Origin of the sequence: Frigidibacter sp. (assembly GCF_030695035.1) — a bacterium.
Lineage (GTDB): Bacteria > Pseudomonadota > Alphaproteobacteria > Rhodobacterales > Rhodobacteraceae > Frigidibacter.
In genome coordinates this window covers 93,209-115,576 of record NZ_JAUYTT010000025.1, presented here as the reverse complement: position 1 = coordinate 115,576, position 22,368 = coordinate 93,209, and the positions used below count along the sequence as shown (strand labels likewise).

Annotated in this window: 18 protein-coding genes; 8 read left to right on the top strand and 10 right to left on the bottom strand. The window is 65.7% G+C overall.

The features are described from left to right. Positions 1–67 precede the first annotated feature (67 nt). From Q8S30_RS20500 to Q8S30_RS20485, 4 genes are all read left to right on the top strand, one after another. A complete protein-coding gene (locus Q8S30_RS20500) occupies positions 68–748 on the top strand; it encodes a type 1 glutamine amidotransferase (protein ID WP_305667878.1) in 681 nt (226 codons plus the stop codon). Between the two features lie 11 nt (positions 749–759). Next, positions 760–2,127: a glutamine synthetase family protein gene (locus Q8S30_RS20495; protein ID WP_161347117.1), complete on the top strand. Its 1,368-nt coding sequence runs from the start codon at positions 760–762 to the stop codon at positions 2,125–2,127. A 3-nt stretch (positions 2,128–2,130) separates the two neighbouring features. Then, positions 2,131–3,432, top strand: a complete 1,302-nt coding sequence (locus tag Q8S30_RS20490; RefSeq protein WP_305667877.1) for an FAD-binding oxidoreductase — start codon at positions 2,131–2,133, stop codon at positions 3,430–3,432. 84 nt (positions 3,433–3,516) lie between these two features. Further along, on the top strand, positions 3,517–4,767 hold the full coding sequence (locus tag Q8S30_RS20485) for a DegT/DnrJ/EryC1/StrS aminotransferase family protein (RefSeq protein WP_305667876.1): 1,251 nt from the start codon (positions 3,517–3,519) through the stop codon (positions 4,765–4,767). 97 nt (positions 4,768–4,864) lie between these two features. On the opposite strand, the gene Q8S30_RS20480 is transcribed toward Q8S30_RS20485, so the two are convergent. After that, positions 4,865–5,827, bottom strand: a complete 963-nt coding sequence (locus tag Q8S30_RS20480) for a LysR family transcriptional regulator (RefSeq protein ID WP_305667875.1) — start codon at positions 5,825–5,827, stop codon at positions 4,865–4,867. Between the two features lie 260 nt (positions 5,828–6,087). Between Q8S30_RS20480 and Q8S30_RS20475 the strand changes: the two genes are divergently transcribed. Continuing rightward, positions 6,088–7,455 (top strand): aminotransferase, encoded by a 1,368-nt coding sequence (locus Q8S30_RS20475; protein WP_305667874.1) that lies wholly within the window; start codon positions 6,088–6,090, stop codon positions 7,453–7,455. A 99-nt stretch (positions 7,456–7,554) separates the two neighbouring features. On the opposite strand, the gene phaR is transcribed toward Q8S30_RS20475, so the two are convergent. The 3 genes from phaR to phaC form a co-directional block, all read right to left on the bottom strand. Further along, positions 7,555–8,118, bottom strand: coding sequence for a polyhydroxyalkanoate synthesis repressor PhaR (gene phaR / locus Q8S30_RS20470; protein ID WP_305667873.1), 564 nt, complete (start codon positions 8,116–8,118; stop codon positions 7,555–7,557). 245 nt (positions 8,119–8,363) lie between these two features. Further along, positions 8,364–8,816, bottom strand: coding sequence for a phasin family protein (locus Q8S30_RS20465; RefSeq protein ID WP_305667872.1), 453 nt, complete (start codon positions 8,814–8,816; stop codon positions 8,364–8,366). A gap of 175 nt (positions 8,817–8,991) precedes the next feature. Then, on the bottom strand, positions 8,992–10,809 hold the full coding sequence (gene phaC, locus Q8S30_RS20460; protein WP_305667871.1) for a class I poly(R)-hydroxyalkanoic acid synthase: 1,818 nt from the start codon (positions 10,807–10,809) through the stop codon (positions 8,992–8,994). Between the two features lie 108 nt (positions 10,810–10,917). Between phaC and phaZ the strand changes: the two genes are divergently transcribed. Next, the gene (gene phaZ, locus Q8S30_RS20455; protein ID WP_305667870.1) at positions 10,918–12,192 is read left to right on the top strand and encodes a polyhydroxyalkanoate depolymerase; all 1,275 of its coding nucleotides are present in this window, start codon (positions 10,918–10,920) and stop codon (positions 12,190–12,192) included. Between the two features lie 49 nt (positions 12,193–12,241). On the opposite strand, the gene Q8S30_RS20450 is transcribed toward phaZ, so the two are convergent. From Q8S30_RS20450 to Q8S30_RS20440, 3 genes are all read right to left on the bottom strand, one after another. After that, positions 12,242–12,979, bottom strand: coding sequence for an alpha/beta fold hydrolase (locus tag Q8S30_RS20450; protein WP_305667869.1), 738 nt, complete (start codon positions 12,977–12,979; stop codon positions 12,242–12,244). An 88-nt stretch (positions 12,980–13,067) separates the two neighbouring features. Then, positions 13,068–14,060, bottom strand: coding sequence for a carboxylesterase (locus Q8S30_RS20445; protein WP_305667868.1), 993 nt, complete (start codon positions 14,058–14,060; stop codon positions 13,068–13,070). After that, positions 14,060–14,812, bottom strand: coding sequence for an alpha/beta fold hydrolase (locus Q8S30_RS20440; RefSeq protein ID WP_305667867.1), 753 nt, complete (start codon positions 14,810–14,812; stop codon positions 14,060–14,062). Before Q8S30_RS20440 ends, Q8S30_RS20445 begins: the two co-directional genes overlap by 1 nt. 164 nt (positions 14,813–14,976) lie before the next feature. Here Q8S30_RS20440 and thrS point away from each other — a divergent pair, with 164 nt between their 5' ends. Then, on the top strand, positions 14,977–16,923 hold the full coding sequence (thrS, locus tag Q8S30_RS20435) for a threonine--tRNA ligase (RefSeq protein ID WP_305667866.1): 1,947 nt from the start codon (positions 14,977–14,979) through the stop codon (positions 16,921–16,923). A gap of 210 nt (positions 16,924–17,133) precedes the next feature. Beyond that, entirely contained in the window at positions 17,134–17,340 is a 207-nt protein-coding gene (locus Q8S30_RS20430; RefSeq protein WP_161346994.1) for a cold-shock protein, read from the top strand. Between the two features lie 52 nt (positions 17,341–17,392). Here Q8S30_RS20430 and Q8S30_RS20425 read toward each other — a convergent pair whose 3' ends face one another. The 3 genes from Q8S30_RS20425 to Q8S30_RS20415 form a co-directional block, all read right to left on the bottom strand. Further along, positions 17,393–17,716: a hypothetical protein gene (locus tag Q8S30_RS20425; RefSeq protein ID WP_305667865.1), complete on the bottom strand. Its 324-nt coding sequence runs from the start codon at positions 17,714–17,716 to the stop codon at positions 17,393–17,395. Between the two features lie 70 nt (positions 17,717–17,786). Further along, positions 17,787–18,122: an arsenate reductase family protein gene (locus tag Q8S30_RS20420; protein WP_305667864.1), complete on the bottom strand. Its 336-nt coding sequence runs from the start codon at positions 18,120–18,122 to the stop codon at positions 17,787–17,789. Positions 18,123–18,175: 53 nt separating this feature from the next. Then, positions 18,176–21,865, bottom strand: a complete 3,690-nt coding sequence (locus tag Q8S30_RS20415; RefSeq protein WP_305667863.1) for a vitamin B12-dependent ribonucleotide reductase — start codon at positions 21,863–21,865, stop codon at positions 18,176–18,178. Between the last annotated feature and the right edge of the window lie 503 nt (positions 21,866–22,368).

Sequence of the window (22,368 nt, the reverse complement as noted above, 5' to 3'; positions counted from 1 at the left end):
CCGGCCTCCCCCTTGCGCAGCAACCCTGCGCGGGGTTAGGTTGGGGCCGACCAACAAAGAGCATTCCATGCTGATCGGTATCTTGCAGACCGGCCAGTCCCCCGATGTCCTGCGGGATGAGCTGGGTGACTATCCGGACATGTTCCACGCACTTCTGGCTGACCATGACCTGAGCTTCCGCACCTTCCATGTGGAGGCGATGGAGTTCCCGCAGGGTGTGCATGAGTGCGACGGCTGGCTCATCACCGGTTCGCGCCACGGCGCCTATGAGGATCACCCCTTCATCGCGCCGCTGGAGGCCTTCATCCGCGAAGCCTTTGCCGCGCAGGTGCCTCTGGTCGGCATCTGCTTTGGCCACCAGATCATCGCGCAGGCGCTTGGCGGCAAGGTCGAACGCCACGCCGCAGGCTGGGCCGTCGGCCCGCAGGATTACGACTTCGGCGGCGAAAAGCTGACGCTGAACGCCTGGCACCGCGATCAGGTGACGGAACGCCCCGACTGCGCCGAAGTCGCCGGCACCAATGAATTTTGCGAGAACGCCGCGCTGGTCTATGGCGACCGCGCCTATACCGTGCAGGCCCACCCGGAGTTCACCGGCGGCTTTGTCCGCGGCCTGATGCAAACGCGCGGCAAGGGCCTGGTGCCAGAGCCGCTGATGGAGGCGGCCGAGGCCCGGCTGGCCGAGGCCAATTCGGCAAGCGTGATCGCCCGGCAGATCGCGGAATTCTTCAAGCAACCGAGAGTGTGATCCCCATGGCGATGCAGCCTTCGACCACCGACTGGATGGACAAGATCCCCGAAGCCGCCCGCAGCTACATTGCCGGCCGCCGGCTGGATGAGGTGGAGTGCATCGTCTCGGACATTGCCGGCGTCGCCCGCGGCAAGGCGATGCCCGCGTCGAAATTCGCCAAGCAGGCCAGCTTCTTCCTGCCCAACTCGATCTTCCTGCAGACCATCACCGGCGACTGGGCCGACAATCCCTCGGGCGCGTTTACAGAGCCCGACATGATCCTGACGCCCGATTACAGCACCGCCAGCGCCGCGCCCTGGACGGCGGATGTGACGCTGCAGGTGATCCATGACGTGAAGGACCAGCAGGGCAAGCCGGTGGAAGCCGCCCCCCGCAATGTGCTGAAGCGCATCGTGGAGCTGTATAACGCCCAAGGCTGGTCGCCGATCGTCGCGCCAGAGATGGAATTCTTCCTCGTCGCGCGCAATATCGACCCCAACCAGCCGATCATCCCGCCGATGGGCCGATCCGGCCGCCGCGCGGCCGCCAAGCAGGCCTATTCGATGAGCGCGGTCGATGAATACGGCAAGGTCATCGACGACATCTACGACTTCGCCGAGGCGCAGGGCTTCGAGATCGACGGGATCTTGCAAGAGGGCGGCGCCGGGCAGGTCGAGATCAACCTGCACCACGGCGACCCCATCGAACTCGCCGACGAGATCTTCTACTTCAAGCGGCTGATCCGGGAAGCCGCCCTGCGCCACGATTGCTTCGCCACCTTCATGGCCAAACCCATCGAGGGCGAGCCGGGCAGCGCCATGCATATCCACCACTCGGTTGTCAGCACCAAGACCGGCGAGAACATCTTCTCGGCCCCGAATGGCAACGAGACGGAAACCTTCCTGCATTTCATCGCCGGGATGCAGACCTACCTGCCCGCGGTGATCGCGCTGCTGGCGCCCTACGTGAACAGCTATCGCCGCTACGTCCCCGACTTCGCTGCGCCCATCAACCTCGAATGGGGCCGCGACAACCGCACCACCGGCCTCCGGGTGCCGATCTCGGACCCTGCGGGGCGGCGGCTGGAGAACCGGCTGGCGGGGATGGATTGCAACCCCTATCTCGGCTTCGCGGCCTCGCTCGCCTGCGGCTATCTGGGGCTGATGGAGAAGAAGCTGCCACGCTCGGAATGCCTCGGTGACGCCTATATGTCCGAGGATGACCTGCCAACCAACCTTGGCGACGCGCTGGACATCCTGGCGGAATGCGTGCCGGTGCGCGAGGTGCTGGGGGTGGAGTTCTGCAACATCTACGAGTCGGTGAAGCGCAACGAATACAAGGAGTTCCTGCAGGTCATCAGCCCCTGGGAGCGTGAGCATCTGCTGCTGAACGTCTGAGCCATGAACCTGCTCTTCGCCAACGACCACCGGGGCGAGTATCCCCCCAGCTGGTATGCCGCCACCGCCGCGCCGCTGGAGCGCTTCGCCCCGCTGCAAGGCAGCGCCCGCGCCGATGTCTGCATCGTCGGCGGCGGCTATACCGGCCTGTCCGCCGCGCTGCATCTGACGCAAAGGGGCCTCAGCGTGGTGCTGCTCGAGGCGCACCGCATCGGCTTTGGCGCCTCGGGCCGCAATGGCGGGCAGGTCGGCAGCGGCCAACGGCTGGAGCAGGACGATCTGGAACAGATCGCCGGGCCCGAGGCAGCGCGTCGCCTGTGGGACCTCGGCGAAGAGGCCAAGGCGCTGGTGCAGGCGCTGATCGCCGATCACGCCATGCCCTGCCAGTTCGTCCCCGGCATCGTCCACGCCTGCCGCAAGCCCTCGGAAGTCGCCCATGCCCGCGCCTATGCCGAAAAGCTGCAGCGCGACTATGGCTATGACAAGGTCCAGCCATTGGACCGGGACGCGCTGCAGGCCATCCTGCCCTCGGACGCCTATTGCGGCGGCGACATCGACCGCGGCGCCGGGCACCTGCACCCGCTGAACTTCGCCATCGGCCTCGCGCAGGCCGCCGCCGCCGCGGGCGCGCGCCTGCACGAGGGCAGCACCGTCACGGCCATCGAGCAGGGCCCCCGCCCCCGCATCATCACCGAAGGCGGCCATGTCGAGGCGGGTCATGTCATCCTCGCCGCCAATGGCTATCTCGGCGGGCTGATGCCGCAGGTGGCCGCGCGGGTGATGCCGATCAACAACTTCATCGTGGCGACCGAACCGCTTGGCGCCCGCGTGGCAACCGTCCTGCGCGAGAATGTTGCCGTCGCCGATACCCGCTTCGTGGTGAATTACTGGCGGCTCAGCGAGGATGACCGGCTGCTCTTCGGCGGCGGCGAGAGCTATGGCTACCGCTTCCCCGACATAGTGAAAACCGTGCGCGGCCCGATGCTGGAGGTCTATCCGCAACTGGCGGACGCGAAGATCGACTACGCCTGGGGCGGCACGCTGGCGATCACCATGAACCGCCTGCCCTGCTTCTTGCGCGTCACGCCCAACATCCTCTCGGCCTCCGGCTATTCCGGCCACGGCGTCGCGTTGGCGACGCTGGCCGGAAAGGTCATGGCCGAGGCGGTGGCGGGTCAGGCCGAGCGGTTCGACCTGCTGGCCAGCCTGCCCACCCCACGCTTCCCGGGCGGCGCGGCGCTGCGCTGGCCGATGCTGGTGCTGGCGATGACATGGTTCGGGATGCGGGATCGTTTGGGCGTGTAACCGCCGCTGCGACAAGTTTTCAGTAGCAAAAATCGCCCCGCCCGCTTACAGCTTTCCTGAATAAACTTTTCAGGAAAGCCGAACATGGCCCATGACGGACAGGCACTTGCCGTGCTTGAGACCCCCGCCCGCCCCTCCGCAGCTATCCTTGCCTCCGCAGCCCATGCGCCAAATGTCTATGATGCCGAGCCAATCCCCGAGGCGGCCCGGGTCGAGATCGACCGGCTGCTGCAATCGGGTGACCTCTTCCGCTACACCGCCCCCGAAGGCGCCCCCGTCGCGCTGCTGGAGGCAGAGTTCGCCGCGATGCTCGGCAGCCGCTATGCGCTCGCCGTCGCCTCCTGCTCCGCCGCGCTGTTCCTGACGCTGAAGGCGCTGGACCTGCCCCGCGGCGCAAGGGTGCTGATCCCGGCCTTCACCTTCGCCGCCGTGCCATCCGCCGTGGTCCATGCCGATTGCGTGCCGGTGCTGGTCGAGGTCGGTCAGAACTACCGCATCGACATGGCCGATTTCGAGGCCAAGCTTGATGACACCATCGCCGCGGTGCTGATCAGCCATATGCGCGGCCACACCTCCGACATGGACGGTATCATGGCGCTCTGCGATGCCCGCGGCATTCCGGTGATCGAGGATGCGGCGCATTCGCTTGGCACCCTGTGGAACGGCCGCCCGATCGGCACCATCGGCAAGGTCGGCTGCTTCAGCTTCCAGTCCTACAAGATGATCAATGCCGGCGAAGGCGGGATCATGGTCACGGATGACCCCGAGATTGCCGCCCGCGCGGTGATCATGTCCGGCGCCTACGAGGCGAACTGGAAGAAGCATCCCGGCCTGCAGAACAGCTATCACCTCTGGCAGAACCGTCTTCCGCTTTACAACACCCGGATGCAGAACCTTTCGGCCGCCGTCATCCGCCCGCAACTCGGCGAGTTGGACCGGCGGGTGCGGAACGGCCGCGCGGGGCATGACCATGTGGCAGAGCGGCTGAACACTTCGCCCTGGCTGTCGGTGCCTCCGGCGCTGCCGCAGGAAACCCGCGCCCCGGATTCCATCCAGTTCAACCTCGTCGGGTTCGACACCGACGCCAAGGCGCTGGCCTTTCAGGACGCCGCCAAGGCCCGCGGCATCTCGGTCCAGGTCTTCGGGCTCAGCGAGAACAACGCCCGCGCCTTCTGGAACTGGCAGTTCCTGGACGACCTGCCCGAACTGCCGCAGACCCGCGCCATGCTGATGCGCGCCTGCGACGTGCGCCTGCCGGCGCGGCTGACGCGGCCGGAGCTGGACTTCATCGCGGACGCCCTGATCGACGCCGCCGCCGCGGTGCACGCGGACTGACAAGCAAGGCCAACCCCGCCCCCTTTGCCTTTTCCAAATATCCTCGGGGGGCGCGGGGGGCAGAAGGCCCCCCGCACGCCTGCCAAGAGCGCAGACCTTACCCCGGCAGCACCCGCAAGTCGGCGGCGAGCCAGGGGTAGCGCTCCACCGCCGGCGCCACGATCATCTCGGCCAGCAGGGGCCGCAGCCGGCCCGCAACCCGGGCCGGCATGTCCTGCAGCACGCCCCGGCGGGCGGAGAGTGAAATGGTTCGGGTCAGCGGCTCGAAGGGCAGCGGCAGCATCTCGGCCTCGGTGCGGAAGCGCTTGGCATGCAGGAACCCCAGCGGCGTGAGGATCGTCCAGCCCGCCCCCTCGGCCACCATCGCCATGATCGCGTGATAGCTGTCCAGCTCGAACCGGTGCGACAGGCGCAGGTTCTGCCGCGCCAGATGCGCCGCGATCTGCCGGCCCATATGGTGCCGCGCGGTGTACTGGATCAGCGGCAGAGCGGAGAGTTCCGCCAGCCCCGCCCCCGCCATCCGCTTGGGCACCGCCGCCACGAAGGGCTCGGTCAGCAGCGGATGCACCTCCATCCACTCGGCCGAGGCGCCCATATCGGCGGCCACCACAATGTCGAGCGCGCGGGCGTCAAGCTGGTCCAGCAGCCAATGGCTCGCGCCGGTTTCCAGCAGGAACTGCCAGCCGTGAAGGTCCGCCGCCATGCCCGACAGCAGCCGCGGCGTCACCTCGGCGTCGAAATCCTCGATCATCCCCAGCCGGAACGAGGTCAGCCGCGACAGGTCGGCGAGGCCAAGGCTGGTGCGCGCCTGAGTAAGTTCGTTGAGGATGGCCTGCGCATGGCGGCGGAAGATCTCGCCTGCCGGGGTCAGCGCCACGGGCCGGGTGGAGCGGTCCAGAAGCTCCGCCCCAAGCGCCGCCTCAAGGCCCGTCAGCTGCTGGCTGATGCTGGAGGGGCTGGCCCCCAGCCGGCGCGCGGCCGCCGAAATGGCGCCCTCTTCCGCGGTGACAAGGAACACCTCGATGGCCCAGAGCGTGACGCGACCTTGCGTTTCGACCATGCGCGCGTCCTTTGCGGGTTCGCCCGACCGGGCCGGTTGCTGCGACGCTAGGGGCAAACGTTGGCGCGTGCAATCGGGGCCTTGTCCCGCCCGATCAATCCGCTGCCCACGACAAAATGGCGGACGGCGTGCCCGGCCAACCGTCACTTCGCCCGCCCGCCCGGCCATTCCGCGCAAGTCCTGCTGGCTGGGTGTTGAACGCCGCCCGCGCTCCAGATAGCGTGGCACCCAACACGACATGTACATAAAGGATGATGATCATGCGCGACGATACGCCGAACAGCTGGGAATCCCGCGCCGACAATTCCTCGCTTTACGGGTTCACCGACCTGCCCTCGGTCCACGAGCGCGGCGCGGTGGTGCTGACCCATGGCGAGGGGCCCTATGTCATCGACGTCCACGGCCGCCGCTATCTCGATGCCAATTCGGGCCTGTGGAACATGGTCGCCGGCTTCGATCACCCCGGCCTGATCGCCGCCGCCAAGGCGCAATATGACCGCTTCCCCGGCTATCACGCCTTCTTTGGCCGAATGTCGGACCAGACGGTGATGCTGTCCGAGAAGCTGATCGAGGTCTCGCCTTTCGAGAAGGGCCGGGTGTTCTACACCAACTCCGGCTCCGAAGCGAATGACACGATGGTCAAGATGCTGTGGTTCCTGGCTGGCGCCGAGGGCAAGCCGCAGCGCCGCAAGATCATCACCCGCGTGAACAGCTATCACGGCGTGACGGCCGTCTCCGCCAGCATGACCGGCAAGCCCTACAATTCGGTCTTCGGGCTGCCCCTGCCCGGCTTCATCCATGTCGGCTGCCCGCATTACTGGCGCTTTGGCCGCGATGGCGAGACCGAGGAGCAGTTCACCGCCCGCATGGCGGCAGAGCTGGAAGCGCGGATCATCATGGAAGGCCCCGACACCATCGCGGGCTTCTTCGCCGAGCCGGTGATGGGCGCGGGCGGGGTGATCCCGCCGTCCAAGGGCTATTTCCAGGCGGTGCAGGTGGTGCTGAAGCGCTACGGCATCCCGCTGATCGCCGATGAGGTCATCACCGGCTTCGGGCGTACCGGCAATACCTGGGGTTGCGAGACCTATGACTTCATGCCCGACGCGATCATCAGCTCCAAGAACATCACCGCGGGCTTCTTCCCGATGGGCGCGGTGATCCTGGGGCCGGACCTTGCGGACCGGATGCAGGCGGCGGCGGAAGCCATCGAGGAGTTCCCGCATGGCTTCACCGCCTCGGGCCACCCGGTCGGCTGCGCCATCGCACTGAAGGCCATCGACGTGGTGATGAACGAGGGGCTGGCCGAGAACGTTCGCGCCCTGACCCCGAAGTTCGAGGCGGGGATGGCCTATCTGGCCGAGAACCCCAATATCGGCGAATGGCGCGGCAAGGGCCTGATGGGTGCGCTGGAGGCGGTCAAGGACAAGGCCACCAAGACGCCCTTCGACGGCTCGCTCTCGGTCTCTGAGCGCATCGCCAATACCTGCACCGATCACGGGCTGATCTGCCGGCCGCTGGGGCAGGCCATCGTGCTCTGCCCGCCCTTCATCATGACCGAAGCGCAGATGGACGAGATGTTCGACAAGCTGGGGGCTGCGCTGAAGAAGGTCTTCGCCGAAGTCGCCTGACCCCTCCGCCGGTCCGGTCGCCAGAGACAAGAAAGGGGGCCGCAACCGGCCCCCTTTCCCATGTCCCGCCTTTCCTCCCTGAACGGCGGGACGAAAGCGTCAGAGCTTGGACAGCTTGGATTGCAGATCGGCGAGCTGCTTCTTGATCTGCGCCAGCTCTTCCTTCTCGCCGGTGCGGGCCGGCGCATCGGTCTCGGGTTCGGGACCCGAGGATGCGCCGCTCCAGCCGCCCATCATGGTTTTCAGGAAGGCCTGCTGCTGGCGGGTCAGCGCGTCGAAGCCCGGCATCGTCGCCATCGGGCTCGGAAAGTTCGACAGGTTTTCCATCATCTTCGACTGGCTCTCGCGCAGCATCTCGAACGACATCGCGAGGAACTGCGGCACAACGCTTTGCGCCTGCGTGGTGTAGCTGCGCACGAGGTCGGTCAGCACATCCACCGGCAGCACGCTTTCGCCGCGGCTTTCATGTTCGGCCACGATCTGCAGCAGATACTGGCGGGTCAGGTCGTCACCCGATTTCAGATCGATGATCTGCACCTCGCGCCCGTCGCGGATGAACGAGGCAATGTCCTCGAGGGTGACGTAATCGCTGGTCTCGGTGTTGTAGAGCCTGCGGCTGGCATAGCGCTTGATCAGCAGCGGCTTTTTCACTTCGTCGGCCACGTCCACCTCCCCATCTGTAACTTTTTGCACTGCGGAAAGATTACGCAAGCAGCGCAGCAAAATACAAACGAAAAGAACGTCCCGGCCTCGCTCATCTGCAGGCGACCGGGGAAAATCCGGCGCGCATAACGAAAAAGGGCAGACCGAAGTCTGCCGCGCATAACGAAAAAGGGGCAGACCGAAGTCTGCCCCAGGGCCCCGCGCCAGCAGGGAGGAGGTCGCTGGCGCCGGGTCTTCTTGCCTGATTACTTCGCAGCGGTCGAAGTGGCCTTCTTCGCAGCGGTGGTCGCCTCGGCGGTGGCCTTCTTCACGGCGGCGCTTGCGTCCTCGGAGAAGTCCTTGCCAGCGGCCATCATCAGTTCGACGGTTTCCATCTGCACTTTCTTCGCCACTTCAGCGAAGGCAGCCATGTGCTCGGCGGCCATTTCGGCAGCCGACGACGCGAAATCGGTCATCGCCTTGGTGTATTCGGTCGGCTCGTCCTTGGCTTTGGCCAGGGCGCCGATCTTGGCGATGGTGTCTTTGGTCCAGCGCGAGGAAATCTCGGTCGATTTCTCGGCGGCTTCCAGGGCGACCTTGGCCATTTTCTCGGTCATGGCAGCCTGGGTCTTGAAAGCGTCCTGCAGAGCAGAACCGTCGACCGGGAAGGACGACATCATGTCTTGGATGACTTTGGTGAAATCTTGGGGTTTTTGCATCTGAAGTGCTCCTCGATCGTGTGGTTAGCCTGTTTGCGTCACGATGAAGATAAATGCTGCAGCGCAGCATTGCAAGTACAAATGCTGCGCTGCAGAAGAAATTTTTGCGACGTTTTTGCGTCGGGTGCGACATATTGTACCGGGTCAGGCCGAAAACTGCCCCAACCGGGCCCGTTCAGACCTCCACCACCTCACTCACATAGGTGCCCGGCGCCGGCGCAAGAACCGGGTGATCCGGCCCGCCGGGCTGCCGCGCCGACACCATCGCACCCGATTTGCCAGCCAACCATGCCCCCCAATGCGGCCACCAGCTGCCCCGCTCAAACCGCGCTGCGGCTTTCCAGTCGGCCGGTTCGCCCTCGACCGGGCCATCGCTGACATAGTGCCCATATTTGTCGCGGCCCGGCGGATTGACGATGCCTGCGATATGGCCCGACTCGGTCAGGATGAAGGTTTTGTCCTTGGACGCCATCTGCCGAATCCCGGCAAAGCTGGCCTGCCAGGCGGCGATATGGTCAGTCTCACAGGCGATGGCACAGAGCGGCACCTTCATGTCGGACAGCCGCACCACCTCTCCCAGCACCGGGAAGCCCGCCGTCGCCAGCCGGTCCTGCTGGCACAGCAGCCGCAGATACTGCACCGCCATCTTGGCCGGCAGGTTGGTGCCATCGCCGTTCCAGAACAGCAGGTCGAACGCGGGCGGCGCCTCGCCCATCATGTAGCTGCGGATCGCCGGCTGATAGATCAGGTCGTTCGACCGCAGGAACGAGAAGGTGCGGTTCATGAAGTATTTCGACAGCACCCCGTCCTGCGCCACCTGCGTCTCGATCCCATCCACGAAATCATCGTCAAGGAACGGGATGAACTCTCCCTGGTCGGAAAAGTCGGTCAGCGTGGTGAAGAAGGTGGCCGCGTTCACCGACTTGTCGCCACGCTTGTCCATCAGCCCCAGCGTCAGCGTCAGCGTGGTGCCGGCGATGCAATAGCCGACGGCATTGACCTTCTTCTGCCCGGTGATTGCCTTCACCTGCTCGATGGCAGCCAGGTAGCCATCCTGCACATAGTCATCCATGCCCTTGCCGGCATAGCTGGCATCGGGGTTCTTCCAGCTGACCACGAACAGCGTGAAGCCCTGATCGACAATCCATTTCACCATGCTGTTCGACGGCTTCATGTCGAGGATGTAGAACTTGTTGATCCAGGGCGGGAAGATGATCAGCGGGATGCGGTGCACCTTGTCGGTCGTCGGGGCATATTGGATCAGCTCGAACAGTTCATTGCGCCAGACGACAGACCCGGGGCTGGTGCCGATATTCTCGCCAACGCGGAAGGCATTCTTGTCGGCCAGCGTGATCAGCAGGTCGCCGTGGCTCGCCTCGATATCGCGCACGAGGTTTTCCATCCCGTCTACCAGGCTCTGCCCGTCGGTCGCCACCGCGCGCTCCAGCGCATCGGGGTTCGTCGCCAGGAAGTTAGTCGGCGACATCATGTCGACGATCTGCTTGGTGAAATACTCGATCCGCCGGCGGTCGCGGTCCTCCAGATGGTCGAGCCCCGCTACCGCGGTCTGCACCGCCTCTGCCGAGATCAGGTATTGCTGCTTGAGGAAGTTGAACCAGGGATGCGTGTCCCACAGCGGGTTGGCAAAGCGGCGATCCTTGGGCCCCGGATCGGCGGGCGCGACCAGCTTACCCTTGGCCAGCGTCTGCTGCGCATCGACGTAATGCTTCAGCGCCTTGCCCCAATAAGCCACCTGATGCTCCAGGATCCGCTCGGGATGCTCCATCACCTCGGCCATATAGGCGGCGCCGGCCTTCATGAACAGCTCCTGCCCCGGGCCTTCCAGCGCCGGATTGGCCGGCCGTTTCTGGGTCAGCGCCTTGGTCAGACGCTGGGTCAGCGCCTCGACCTTCTGCAGGTTTTCTTCCAACTTTTCGCGCTGTCGGGCCTCCGCCTCGCGGACCCGCAGGGCAGCCTCCTCCGCTGTTGTCATGTTAGTCTTTCCTCCCTATCCTCCGCCTTCGTACCATAACGTCGCGGCACTGGGGGGGAAAGCGACGAATCTGTTCGAGTAGTCCGGGGGCCCCGGCAAGGAGACGCGATGAAGGGCATGCTGACTTACGATCTGATGGAGACTGCGAGGAACACGAATGAGTGGCTTGGCGCCACCGCGCGTGCCATGGCTTCCTACCCGGCTTTCGGCCTTACGCCGCATCCGTTCTTTAACATGGTCTCGGCCTGGGGCGAGGTTACCGAGCGCAGCTTTGCCCGGATGGTTGCCAAGCCCGACTGGGGCATCCGCAGCGTGGTGGGCGATGACGGGCGCGACCATATCATTACGGTCGAGACGCTGGTCACCAAGCCCTTCGGCAACCTGATCCACTTCAAGGCCGCCGGCCGCCCGCCCAAACCACGCCGGGTGTTCCTTGTGGCCCCGATGTCGGGACACTATGCCACACTGCTGCGCTCGACCGTCGCCAGCCTTCTGCCCGATTGCGAAGTCTATGTGACCGACTGGCACAATGCCCGCGACATCCCGGTGTCCGAAGGCAAGTTCGATATCGAGGATTACACGCTCTACCTCGTGGACTTCATGAAGTTCCTCGGCCCCGATATCAACGTCATCGCGGTCTGCCAGCCCGCCCCCCTGACCCTCGCCGCCACCGCCTATCTGGCCGAGCAGGAGCCAGAGGCGCAGCCCCGCACCCTGACGCTGATCGGCGGGCCGATCGACCCCGACGCCGCCGCCACCGATGTGACGGACTTTGGCCGCCGGGTGACGATGGGCCAGCTGGAGCAGTCGATGATCCAGCGCGTCGGCTTCAAGTATCGCGGCGCCGGGCGAAAGGTCTATCCGGGCCTGCTGCAGCTGCACTCGTTCATCTCGATGAATGCCGAACGGCACGGGCAAGCCTTCACCGACCAGATCATGCGCGCGTCGAAGGGCGAGGCGGGCGACCATGATCATCACAACCGCTTCTATGACGAATATCTTGCCGTCATGGACATGACCGCCGAGTTCTACCTGTCCACCGTCGAACGGGTGTTCAAGCGCCGCGTCATCGCGCGCAACGTCTTCACCGTCGGCGACAAGCAGGTCGATATCGGCAAGATCACCCAAGTGGCGGTGAAAACCGTCGAGGGTGAGAAGGACGATATCTCCGCCCCCGGCCAGTGCCTTGCGGCGCTTGCCCTCTGCACCGGCCTGCCGGACAGCAAGAAGGCCAGCCATCTGGAACCGGGCGCCGGCCATTACGGCATCTTCGCCGGCAAGTCCTGGCGCGACAATATCCGGCCGCTGGTGTTGCAGTTCATCGACGACAATGCCGACAACGGTGCGCCGATGAAGTCCAAGCCGGTGATCCGCGCGGTCTGATCTGCGGGCACGTTGTGAAAGGGGCCGTCCTTTGGGGCGGCCCTTTTGCCTAGCGCAGCAGCAGCGGGGCCGTGAGCCAGCCCAGTAGGGCCGCCGTCACCGCCTCGGGCTGTTCGAGCATCGGCAGGTGGCCGGCATTGCGGATCAGCTCGAACCTTGCATGGGGCATCAGTTCCGCGAGGAACTCATGCCGCCGCACCGGGCAGAGTGTGTCATGCTCGCCGCACAGCACCAGCGCCGGCAGCCGCGCGGTGCGCAGGGTGCGCTGATGGTCGGGGCGCCGCACCAGCGCGCGCGACTGCGCAAGATAGGCGTCCACCCCCATCGCATCGGCCATGTCCTGCACGATTGCCTGCACCTCGATCAGCCCCGGCCCCGGTGCTAAGGTGCTCGCTGGCACCTCCTGCAGCATCATCTCCGCCAGCCGCCCGGCGCGCGCGCCGACCAGCCGCGGCTCGCGCGCGGCGGCGACCTGCGGGTTTTCGGGCAGCGGGTTCACATCCATCAGCGCGATCCGCGTCACCCGTTCCGGCGCGCGCTTCAGGATCTCCATCGCCACCAGCGCGCCCAGCCAGTGCCCGGCCACGGCAAAGCGCGGCGGCGCATGCTCCAGCACGGCGCGGGCCATCTCCTCGACCGAAGGCAGGGCGCCGAGGCTCGCCACCTGCACGGGGCGTGAGGACGAGATGGTGATGATCTGGTGCCAGTAGGCGCGGGCATCCATCATCAACCCGGGGATCAGCAGCAGCGGCTCGGGGCCAGAGGTTGGCGGGGTCGGACCGATCATCGCGTTCCGCCCACTATCGCATTTGTGCAAGTTTCAGGCGACAACTGCCCCGAGGTTCGGGCGAGGATGCCGTAATACCGCAAGCCCATCAACGTTCACCAATCCACTCGGCAATGATCCGCGCGGTCTCGGCCGTTTGCCCCGGGCTCAGCGCATCCCCGGCGATGACATGGGCGTAGGGATCGTCCCCCTCGCCCATCGTCCGCTCCACGCTGACCATCGGCCCGCCCCATTGACCCGACACCTGACGGATCGCCGGGACCGAGATCACACTGTCCTCGGGCGAGAACACGAACAGCGACGGCGTGGCAACGGTGAAGTAATCCAGCGCCGCGGCCGCCTTGGTCAGCGCCGCCATCGGCATCACCGCCTGCGCCGGATAGCGCGTGGTCCAGAACGCCCCATGCGCCTCGTTCAGCGGGGTGAAGCCGACCTCCGCCCCCAGCACAAGCGGCACCCAATACCGCGCCAGCGGCCAGGTCAGCAGCCCGGCAAAGCGATGGTTCAGCCCGAAATTCGGCGAGACCAGCACCACCCCCGCGATCCGCTGCGATAGTTCGCGGTCATTCGCCGCCACCGCCGCCAGCGTCCCGCCGGTCGAGGTACCGATCAGATAGACCCGCTCCCCCAGCACGCCGCCAATCGCCACCGCCTCGGCCAGATCGTCGATCCAGTCCTGCACGTCAGGCTCGGCCATCGCCGCGCCGCCGCGGCCATGCCCCGCAAGCCTTGTGTAGAACAGGTTCGCGCCAAGGCTTTCCGCCACCAGATCCGGCACCGGGCGAATCTCTTCGGAGCTGGCCGAGAACCCGTGCAGATAGACCAGCGACACCGGCGTCGCCTGCCCGGCCCTCCCGGCCCAGACCACCCGCTTCTCCAGCCCCGGCACGATATCCGGCACCTCGCCCTCGCGCCCGGCCAGCCAGGCCTCGATCAACATCGGACCCGGCACCTCGGCCATGTCGAAGCGCGGCACCAGCGGCGCCGGCTCGCGCGGCGCAAACAGCGCAACCGCCGCGACAGCGGCCCCGCCGAACACGATCACCCGGCCCAGCCATTTGCCGACCTGCCGCACATCCATCAGGCGGCCCCCCGCGCCAGCACATCCGCCACCGCCGCCTCGATCAGCGCGAGGCAGTCAGGGCTGGAAAAGCGGTGATCGGCGCCCTTGACCAGCGTCAGCCGGATGTCGGGGCCCTGCGCATGGTCCAGCAGTCGCAGCGCCGTCGCCATCGGCACATCCACATCCGCCGTGCCCTGCAGGAGCCGCACCGGGAACGGCAGCTCCAACGGGCTGCGCAGCACCAGCTGGTCCCGCCCCTCCTCGATCAGCCGCCGGGTGATGACATAGGGGCCGTCCGAATACTCCGACGGCAGCTCCACCCGCCCCGCTTCGATCAGCTGCACCCGCTGCGCAGGCGAGAACCCGGCCCACATCGCATCCTCGGTGAAATCCGGCGCGGCGGCAATGGTCACCAGCCCGGCCACCCGGGCCCCCAAAGCCTTGCAGCACAGCAAGGAGATCCAGCCGCCCATAGAGGAGCCGACCAGCACCTGCGGCCCCGTCGTCAGTGCCGTGATCGCCGCCAGCGCATCGGCAGCCCAATCGCCAATCGCCCCGTCCAGGAAATCGCCCGACGACTGCCCGTGCCCAGAATAGTCGAAGCGCAGGAAGGCCCGCCCCTCGGCGAGCGCCCAGTCCTCCAGCGCCTGCGCCTTGGTGCCGGTCATGTCCGACCGGAAGCCGCCCAGAAACACCACCCCCGGGCCTTTGCCCAAGCTGCGCTGATAGGCGATGCGCCGCCCCTCGGGGGTGATCAGGAAATCCGGCATGGGTGCTGCTCCGCTCTTTTTTACCATCCTACCCGGCCGGGGCACGGGTGCAACTGCCGCATCGCCGCCGCGTTGACAGCGGCCCCGGAAACGGGAATAGAAGGCCGCATCATAACCCGCAATCGGGCGTTCCGTGGGCGCCAAACCGACGAGGAGTGCCTTAGATGGCCCAGATTTCCCTGACCTTTCCCGATGGCAATGTGCGGAGCTACCCCGCGGGCGTCACGCCTGCCGAGGTTGCCGCCTCCATCGCGCCCAGCCTTGCCAAGGCCTCCATCTCTGCCAGCGTCGATGGCGCGCATTGGGATCTGGCCTGGCCGATCACCACCGACGCCGCCATCGCCCTGCACACGCTGAAGGACGAAGCCCCGGCGCTGGAGCTGATCCGCCATGACCTCGCCCATGTCATGGCCCGCGCCGTGCAGGAGATCTGGCCCGAGGTGAAGGTCACCATTGGCCCGGTCACCGAACATGGCTGGTTCTACGATTTCGACCGCGCCGAACCCTTCACCCCCGAAGACCTTGGCGCCATCGAGAAGAAGATGCGCGAGATCATCAACTTGCGTGATCCGATCCGCACAGAGATCTGGGACCGGGGCCGCGCCATCGCCTATTACGAAGATCGCGGCGAGCCCTACAAGCTGGAGCTGATCGACCGCATCCCGGCCGACGCGCCGATCCGCATGTACTGGCATGGCGAGTGGCAGGACCTCTGCCGCGGCCCGCATCTTCAGCATACCGGGCAGCTGCCCCCCGACGCGTTCAAGCTGATGGCCGTCGCGGGCGCCTACTGGTTCGGCGATGCCAGCCGGCCGATGCTGCAACGCATCTCGGGCGTCGCCTTCCGCAACCGCGAGGATCTGAAGGCCTACCTCACGCTGCTGGAAGAGGCCGCCAAGCGCGACCACCGCAAGCTGGGGCGCGAGATGGAGCTGTTCCATCTGCAGGAAGAAGCGCCCGGCATGGTGTTCTGGCACCCGAATGGCTGGTCGATCTACCGCACTCTGGAAGATTACATGCGCCGCCGCCAGCGCAGCGCGGGCTACCGCGAGATCCGGACGCCGCAGGTGGTGGACCGTATCCTGTGGGAGAAGTCGGGCCACTGGGAAGCCTATCGCGAGAACATGTTCCTGGTGGAAGTGGACGAGGAAGGCGCGCGCGAGAAGCGCATCAATGCGCTGAAGCCGATGAACTGCCCCTGCCATGTGCAGATCTACAATCAGGGCCTGAAGTCCTACCGCGACCTGCCGCTGCGGCTGGCAGAGTTCGGATCGTGCCACCGCTACGAATCCTCGGGCTCGATGCATGGGCTGATGCGGGTGCGCGGCTTCACGCAGGACGATGCCCATATCTTCTGCACCGAAGACCAGATCGAGGCGGAATGCGCCGATTTCATCAAGCTGCTCTCCTCGGTTTACAAGGACCTCGGCTTCGAAGGCTTCGAGATCAAGTTCTCGACCCGCCCCGAAGTGCGCATCGGCTCGGACGAGGCCTGGGACAAGGTCGAGGGCGCGCTGGAGAACGCCATCCGCAAGGCAGGCGCGGAATATGAGCTGGACCCCGGCGAAGGCGCCTTCTACGGGCCCAAGCTCGACTTCAAGCTGACCGATGCCATCGGCCGCAAGTGGCAATGCGGCACCTTCCAGGTGGACCCGAACCTGCCCACCCGCCTTGGCGCCGAATATGTCGGCGAAGATGGCGCGCGGCACCGGCCCTATATGCTGCACCGGGCGATCTTGGGCAGTTTCGAGCGGTTCATCGGCATCCTGATCGAGAACTACGCCGGCAAGCTGCCGTTGTGGCTCGCACCGCGGCAGATCGTCGTTGCCTCCATCGTGTCGGATGCCGATGCCTATGTGAAGGAAGTCGCCGCGGCGCTGACCGCCCGCGGCCTGCGCGCAGAGGCCGATACGCGCAACGAGAAGATCAACTACAAGGTGCGCGAGCACAGCCTTGGCAAGGTGCCGGTGATCCTCGCCATCGGCATGAAAGAGGTGGAAGAGCGCAGCGTGTCGATGCGCCGCCTGGGCGAGACCCGCAGCGAAACGCTCTCGCTGGACGATGTTCTGGCGCAACTGGTCACCGAGGCGACGCCGCCCGACCTGCGCTGATCTCGGCCAACGCCCTGCCCCACAGGCCCGCCCCATCCCGGGCGGGCCTTATTGCATCTTGATTTTTCGCGCGAATCTCGCATGAATTTTGCTGCGTGATCGCAGACTTTCTACCGCCTCCCTGCAACGGGGCAGCCGGACGACCTGAAAGACCTGACTGCACGGCCCGGGCAATACCGCCTCGGGAATTACGATCTAAGGAGAGACGGGATGGCCACCGGCACCGTGAAATGGTTCAACGCGACAAAGGGCTTCGGCTTCATCGCCCCCGATGGCGGCGGCCAGGACGTCTTCGTCCACATCTCGGCCGTGGAACGCGCCGGGCTGCAGGGGTTGAACGACAACCAGAAGATCGCCTATGAACTGCAATCTGGCCGCGACGGTCGGGCATCGGCCAGCGATCTGAAGCTGCTCTGACGCTTCCACATCAAGACCTGACACGGCCCGCCCGCGCGGGCCGTTCTCGCGTTCAGCGGCAGCGCACCGAATAGGACAGCGCCGTCATCGCGCTGCTGCCCGACCCGCCGATCACCACCGTCGCCGGCTTGTAGCCGACCACCGCCTTGGCGCGGTTCGCGCAGAGCGGCTGGATCGCCCGCGCCGCCTCGGCCGGGCCGACGAAGCCGGTCTTCACCTGCACGGCATAGCGGTCCTCGGTATAGGACAGCACCCGGTAGACATAGGGCATCAGCTGCGGCGGGAAGGACACCCGCTTGGGCTGGTCGGTCTGGGCGAGGGCCGGAGCTGCAAGGGCAAGCGCCGCAACGGCGGACAGAACGGTAGCACGGATCATCTTCGGGTCTCCTGCAAGGGACGTCCCCCAGAGGATAGCACCCCTGCCCCCGGCTTCAACCCGGGTCCCGTCACCCCGCCTGCGGCAGCAGCGCCGCCTGCACGTCCGCGTCCCAGCCCAGGAACCAGCGCCCTTCATGCTCGATCACCGGGCGCTTCATCACCGTCGGCTGCGCCGCCATCTGCGCCTCGGGCTCCGACTCGCGCAGGAAGGCGTTGAAGCTGCGGAAGGTCGGCGAGGTGCGGTTGATGGCGCGGGTGCCGAACTCATCGACGATCTGCGCGATCTCGGCCTGTGACAGCGGATCGGCGCGCACATCGCGGAACACCGGCTCCAGCCCCGCCGCGCGCAGGGCGGCCAGCGCCTTGCGGCAGGTGTCGCAGGTGGGAATGCCGTAAAGGGTCATGCGCGCCGTCCTTTTGTTGCGGCGAGGGCCATGGGGCCCCCGCCTGCCATGCCTCAGCTACAGCCGCTGGTGCCGCCGCAGGTGTTGCACTTCATGCAGGTGCCGTTGCGCACCAGCGTGTAATTGCCGCACTCACCGCAGGCCTCGCCCTCATAGCCCTGCAGCCGGGCCCGGGTGCGCGCGTCGATGCTGACGGTGCCCGACGAAATCGCCGTGGCCCCGCCCCCCGCCGCCCGCGCGATTTCCGGCACCAGCGTCGTCAGCGCCTCCATCGCGTCGACGCCGCCGGCAAAGGCCGTCGCGCCGCTGATCCCGCCCTGCAGCACCACCAGTTCTTGCGGAAGCCGCTTGCGCAGATAGCCGGTGGACGAGATCTGCCGCAGCACCTCCAGCGATTTCGACGCCGCGCTTTCCGAGACCGGCGCCACGTTCACCGCCCCCTCATAGCTGCCGCCGCCCAGATCATCGAAGCTCGCGCCCTTCGGGGCCACATGCGCCAGATCGGTGCGGTCGAGATAGGACACCGCCAGCTCACGGAACACATAGTCGAGGATCGAGGTCGCCGACTTGATCGCCTCGTTGCCCTGCACCATGCCGGCCGGTTCGAACTTGGTGAAGGTGAAGGCATCCACGAACTCTTCCAGCGGCACGCCATATTGCAGGCCCACCGAAACCGCGATGGCGAAGTTGTTCATCATCGCGCGGAAGCCAGCGCCCTCCTTGTGCATGTCGATGAAGATCTCGCCAAGCTGGCCGTCCTTGTACTCGCCGGTGCGCAGATAGACCTTGTGGCCGCCGACCACGGCTTTCTGGGTATAGCCCTTGCGCCGGTCGGGCAGCTTTTCGCGGTGGCTGCGGATGATCTCCTTGACGATGATCTTTTCCACGATCTTCTCGGCAATCACCTGCGCCTTCTCGGTCGGCGTGCCGGTGGCGAGGATTTCCTCGGCCTCCTCGTCATCCTCGACCAGCGCCGAGGCCAGCGGCTGCGACAGTTTCGATCCGTCACGATACAGCGCGTTGGCCTTGATCCCCAGCGACCAGCTGAGTTCATAGGCCTTCTGGCAATCCTCGATGGTCGCGGTGTTGGCCATGTTGATGGTCTTGGAAATCGCGCCCGAGATGAAGGACTGCGCCGCCGCCATCATGTAGATATGGCTGTCCACGCCCAGATAACGCTTGCCCTTCTTGCCGCAGGGATTGGCGCAGTCGAAGACCGACTGGTGCTGCGGCTTCAGGAAGGGCGCGCCTTCCAGCGTCATGGTGCCGCAGATATGATCGTTCGCCGCGTCGATCTGCGCCTTGGTGAAGCCAAGGTGGCGCAGCATGTCGAAGCTGGGATCGTTCAGCTTGTCGGCCGGGATCCCCAGCGTCTTGGTGCAGAAATCCTCCCCCAGCGTCCATTGGTTGAACACGAAGCGGATGTCGAAGGCCGAGGGCAGCGCCGCCTCGATCTTCTGCAACTCCGCCGCGCCAAACCCGTGGCCGATCAGCGAGGTGTGGTTGATGCCGGGGCAGTTCCCAAGGCTGGCATGGCCGACGGCATAGGCAATCATCTCCTCGATCTGGGCCGAGGAATAGCCCATCGCATCCAGCGCCGCCGGGACCGAACGGTTGATGATCTTGAAATAGCCACCCCCCGCCAGCTTCTTGAACTTCACCAGCGCGAAGTCCGGCTCGATGCCCGTGGTGTCGCAATCCATCACGAGGCCAATGGTGCCGGTCGGCGCGATCACCGTCGCCTGCGCGTTGCGGTAGCCATGCGCCTCGCCAAGGGCCAGCGCCTCGTCCCAAGCGGATTTGGCAAGCGCCACAAGCCCTTGGTCGGGACAGTTCGCGTGATCCAGCGGCACCGGATTGACGTTGACGCCCTCATATCCGGTGATCTTGGCATAGGCCGCCGCGCGGTGGTTGCGGATCACCCGCAGCATATGGGCGGAGTTGCGGGCAAAGCCCGGGAACGGCCCCAGTTCCGCCGCCATCTCGGCCGAGGTGGCATAGGCCACACCCGTCATCACCGCCGTCAGCGCGCCGCACAGCGCCCGGCCCTCGGCGCTGTCATAGCCAAGGCCCATGGTCATCAGCAGGCCGCCGATATTCGCGTATCCCAGCCCCAGCGTGCGGTAATCATAGCTGCGCTGCGCGATCTCCTTCGACGGGAACTGCGCCATGGCGACAGAGATTTCGAGCGTCACGGTCCAGAGGCGCGAGGCATGTACATAGGCTTCGGCGTCGAAGCGGCCACCCTTCTGGAAGGTCAGCAGGTTCATCGACGCCAGGTTGCAGGCGGTATCATCCAGGAACATGTATTCCGAGCAGGGGTTCGACCCGCGGATCGCCCCGTCTTCCGGGCATGTGTGCCAGGCATTGACCGTGTCGTGGAACTGGATGCCCGGATCGGCGCAGGCCCAGGCGGCATGGCCGATCTGGTCCCACAGCTCGCGCGCGCCGACGGTCTTGGCGACCTTGCCATCGGTGCGGCGGATCAGCTCCCACGGGGCATCGTCGCGGACCGCCTTCAGGAAGCTGTCGGTGACGCGGACCGAGTTGTTGGAGTTCTGGCCCGAGACAGAGATATAGGCCTCGGAATCCCAGTCGGTGTCATAGGTCGGGAACTCGATCGAGGTGAAGCCCTGCCGCGCATATTGCAGCACCCGGTTCACATAGGTCTCCGGGATCGACACCTTCTTGGCCGCGCGGATCGCCGCCTTCAGCCCGGGGTTCTTGGCCGGATCGACCGCATCCTCGCTGGCGCCGTCCCAGGCGCGGATTGCCGCGAAGATCTCGTTCAGCTGGCGTTCATGCATCTTGGAGCCGGCGACGAGGCTGGCCACCTTCTGCTCTTCGATGACCTTCCAGTTGATGAACGCCTCGATATCGGGGTGATCCATGTCGCAGATCACCATCTTGGCCGCGCGCCGCGTGGTGCCGCCCGACTTGATCGCCCCCGCCGCCCGGTCGCCGATCTTGAGGAACCCCATCAGGCCCGAGGATTTGCCCCCCCCCGACAGCTTCTCGCCCTCGCCGCGCAGGGACGAGAAGTTGGTGCCGGTGCCGGAGCCGTACTTGAACAGCCGCGCCTCACGCACCCACAGGTCCATGATGCCGCCATCGCCGACCAGATCGTCGCGGACCGACTGGATGAAGCAGGCATGGGGCTGCGGGTGTTCATAGGCGGATTCCGAGCGGGTCAGCTTGCCGGTCTTGAAGTCCACATAGTAATGCCCCTGGCTCGGCCCATCGATGCCATAGGCCCAATGCAGCCCGGTGTTGAACCATTGCGGGCTGTTCGGCGCGGCCATCTGCGCGGCAAGCATGAAGCGCATCTCGTCGAAGTACGAACGGGCGTCTTCCTCGGTGGTGAAATAGCCGCCCTTCCAGCCCCAATAGGCCCAGGCGCCGGCCAGGCGATCGAAGACCTGTTTACCTGAAGTTTCGCCCGTAAAGCGTTGATCCTGCGGCAGTTTCGCGAGTGCGTCCTCATCCGGGACCGACCGCCACAGAAACTCCGGCACGCCCTTTTCGCGGACCTTCTTCAGCACCGCCGGCACGCCGGCCTTGCGGAAGTACTTCTGCGCCAGCACGTCCGAGGCGACCTGGCTCCATCCGGCCGGCACCTCGACGCTGTCATTTCGGAAAACGACCGTTCCGTCCGGGTTGCGGATTTCGGAAACGGTGGTGGTAAAGCAAAGCGCCGCATAGGCATCAGCGCCCGCGGCGGTGAATTTGCGTTCGATTTTCATGTCTGCCCCGTCGTCTTTTATGGTTCAACGTTCACGCGGCTACGCAGGCGCCGCTTGCCTCGTGACCGGGGCCCGGATGCTGGGCAAACACAAGCCGACCGCTGCCCGCGCGATGCCGCGCAGGCTTGGCCGTATCCCCCGATCGGCCATGTCGTCGGTTTGTTTTGCCGTCCCACACCACCACAACATCTGGTGGGCACTTGGTCAGTCAACACAACCTGACCCCAAATAGCCGGTCTCGCAACCGGTTTTTTCACCATGATGCGGGGTCTTTTGCATTGACCAGCGGGGGGCGCTGTGGGCCGGGCCGGGCGGGGCGATTCACGCACAAGGCCCGCGAAACTGCCCTGTGGAGGAAAACCCGTGCAGTCCCGCACCCTTGGCGCGGGAAGTTGAGAGTTTGCATGAAAAGCATCCACAGCCGCCTGTGGACAGGCCCGCCGCCGCTGCAGTGGTGGCCAGAAAGGCACAGCGCCGCGACAAATTGCACGCGCATGCGCCGC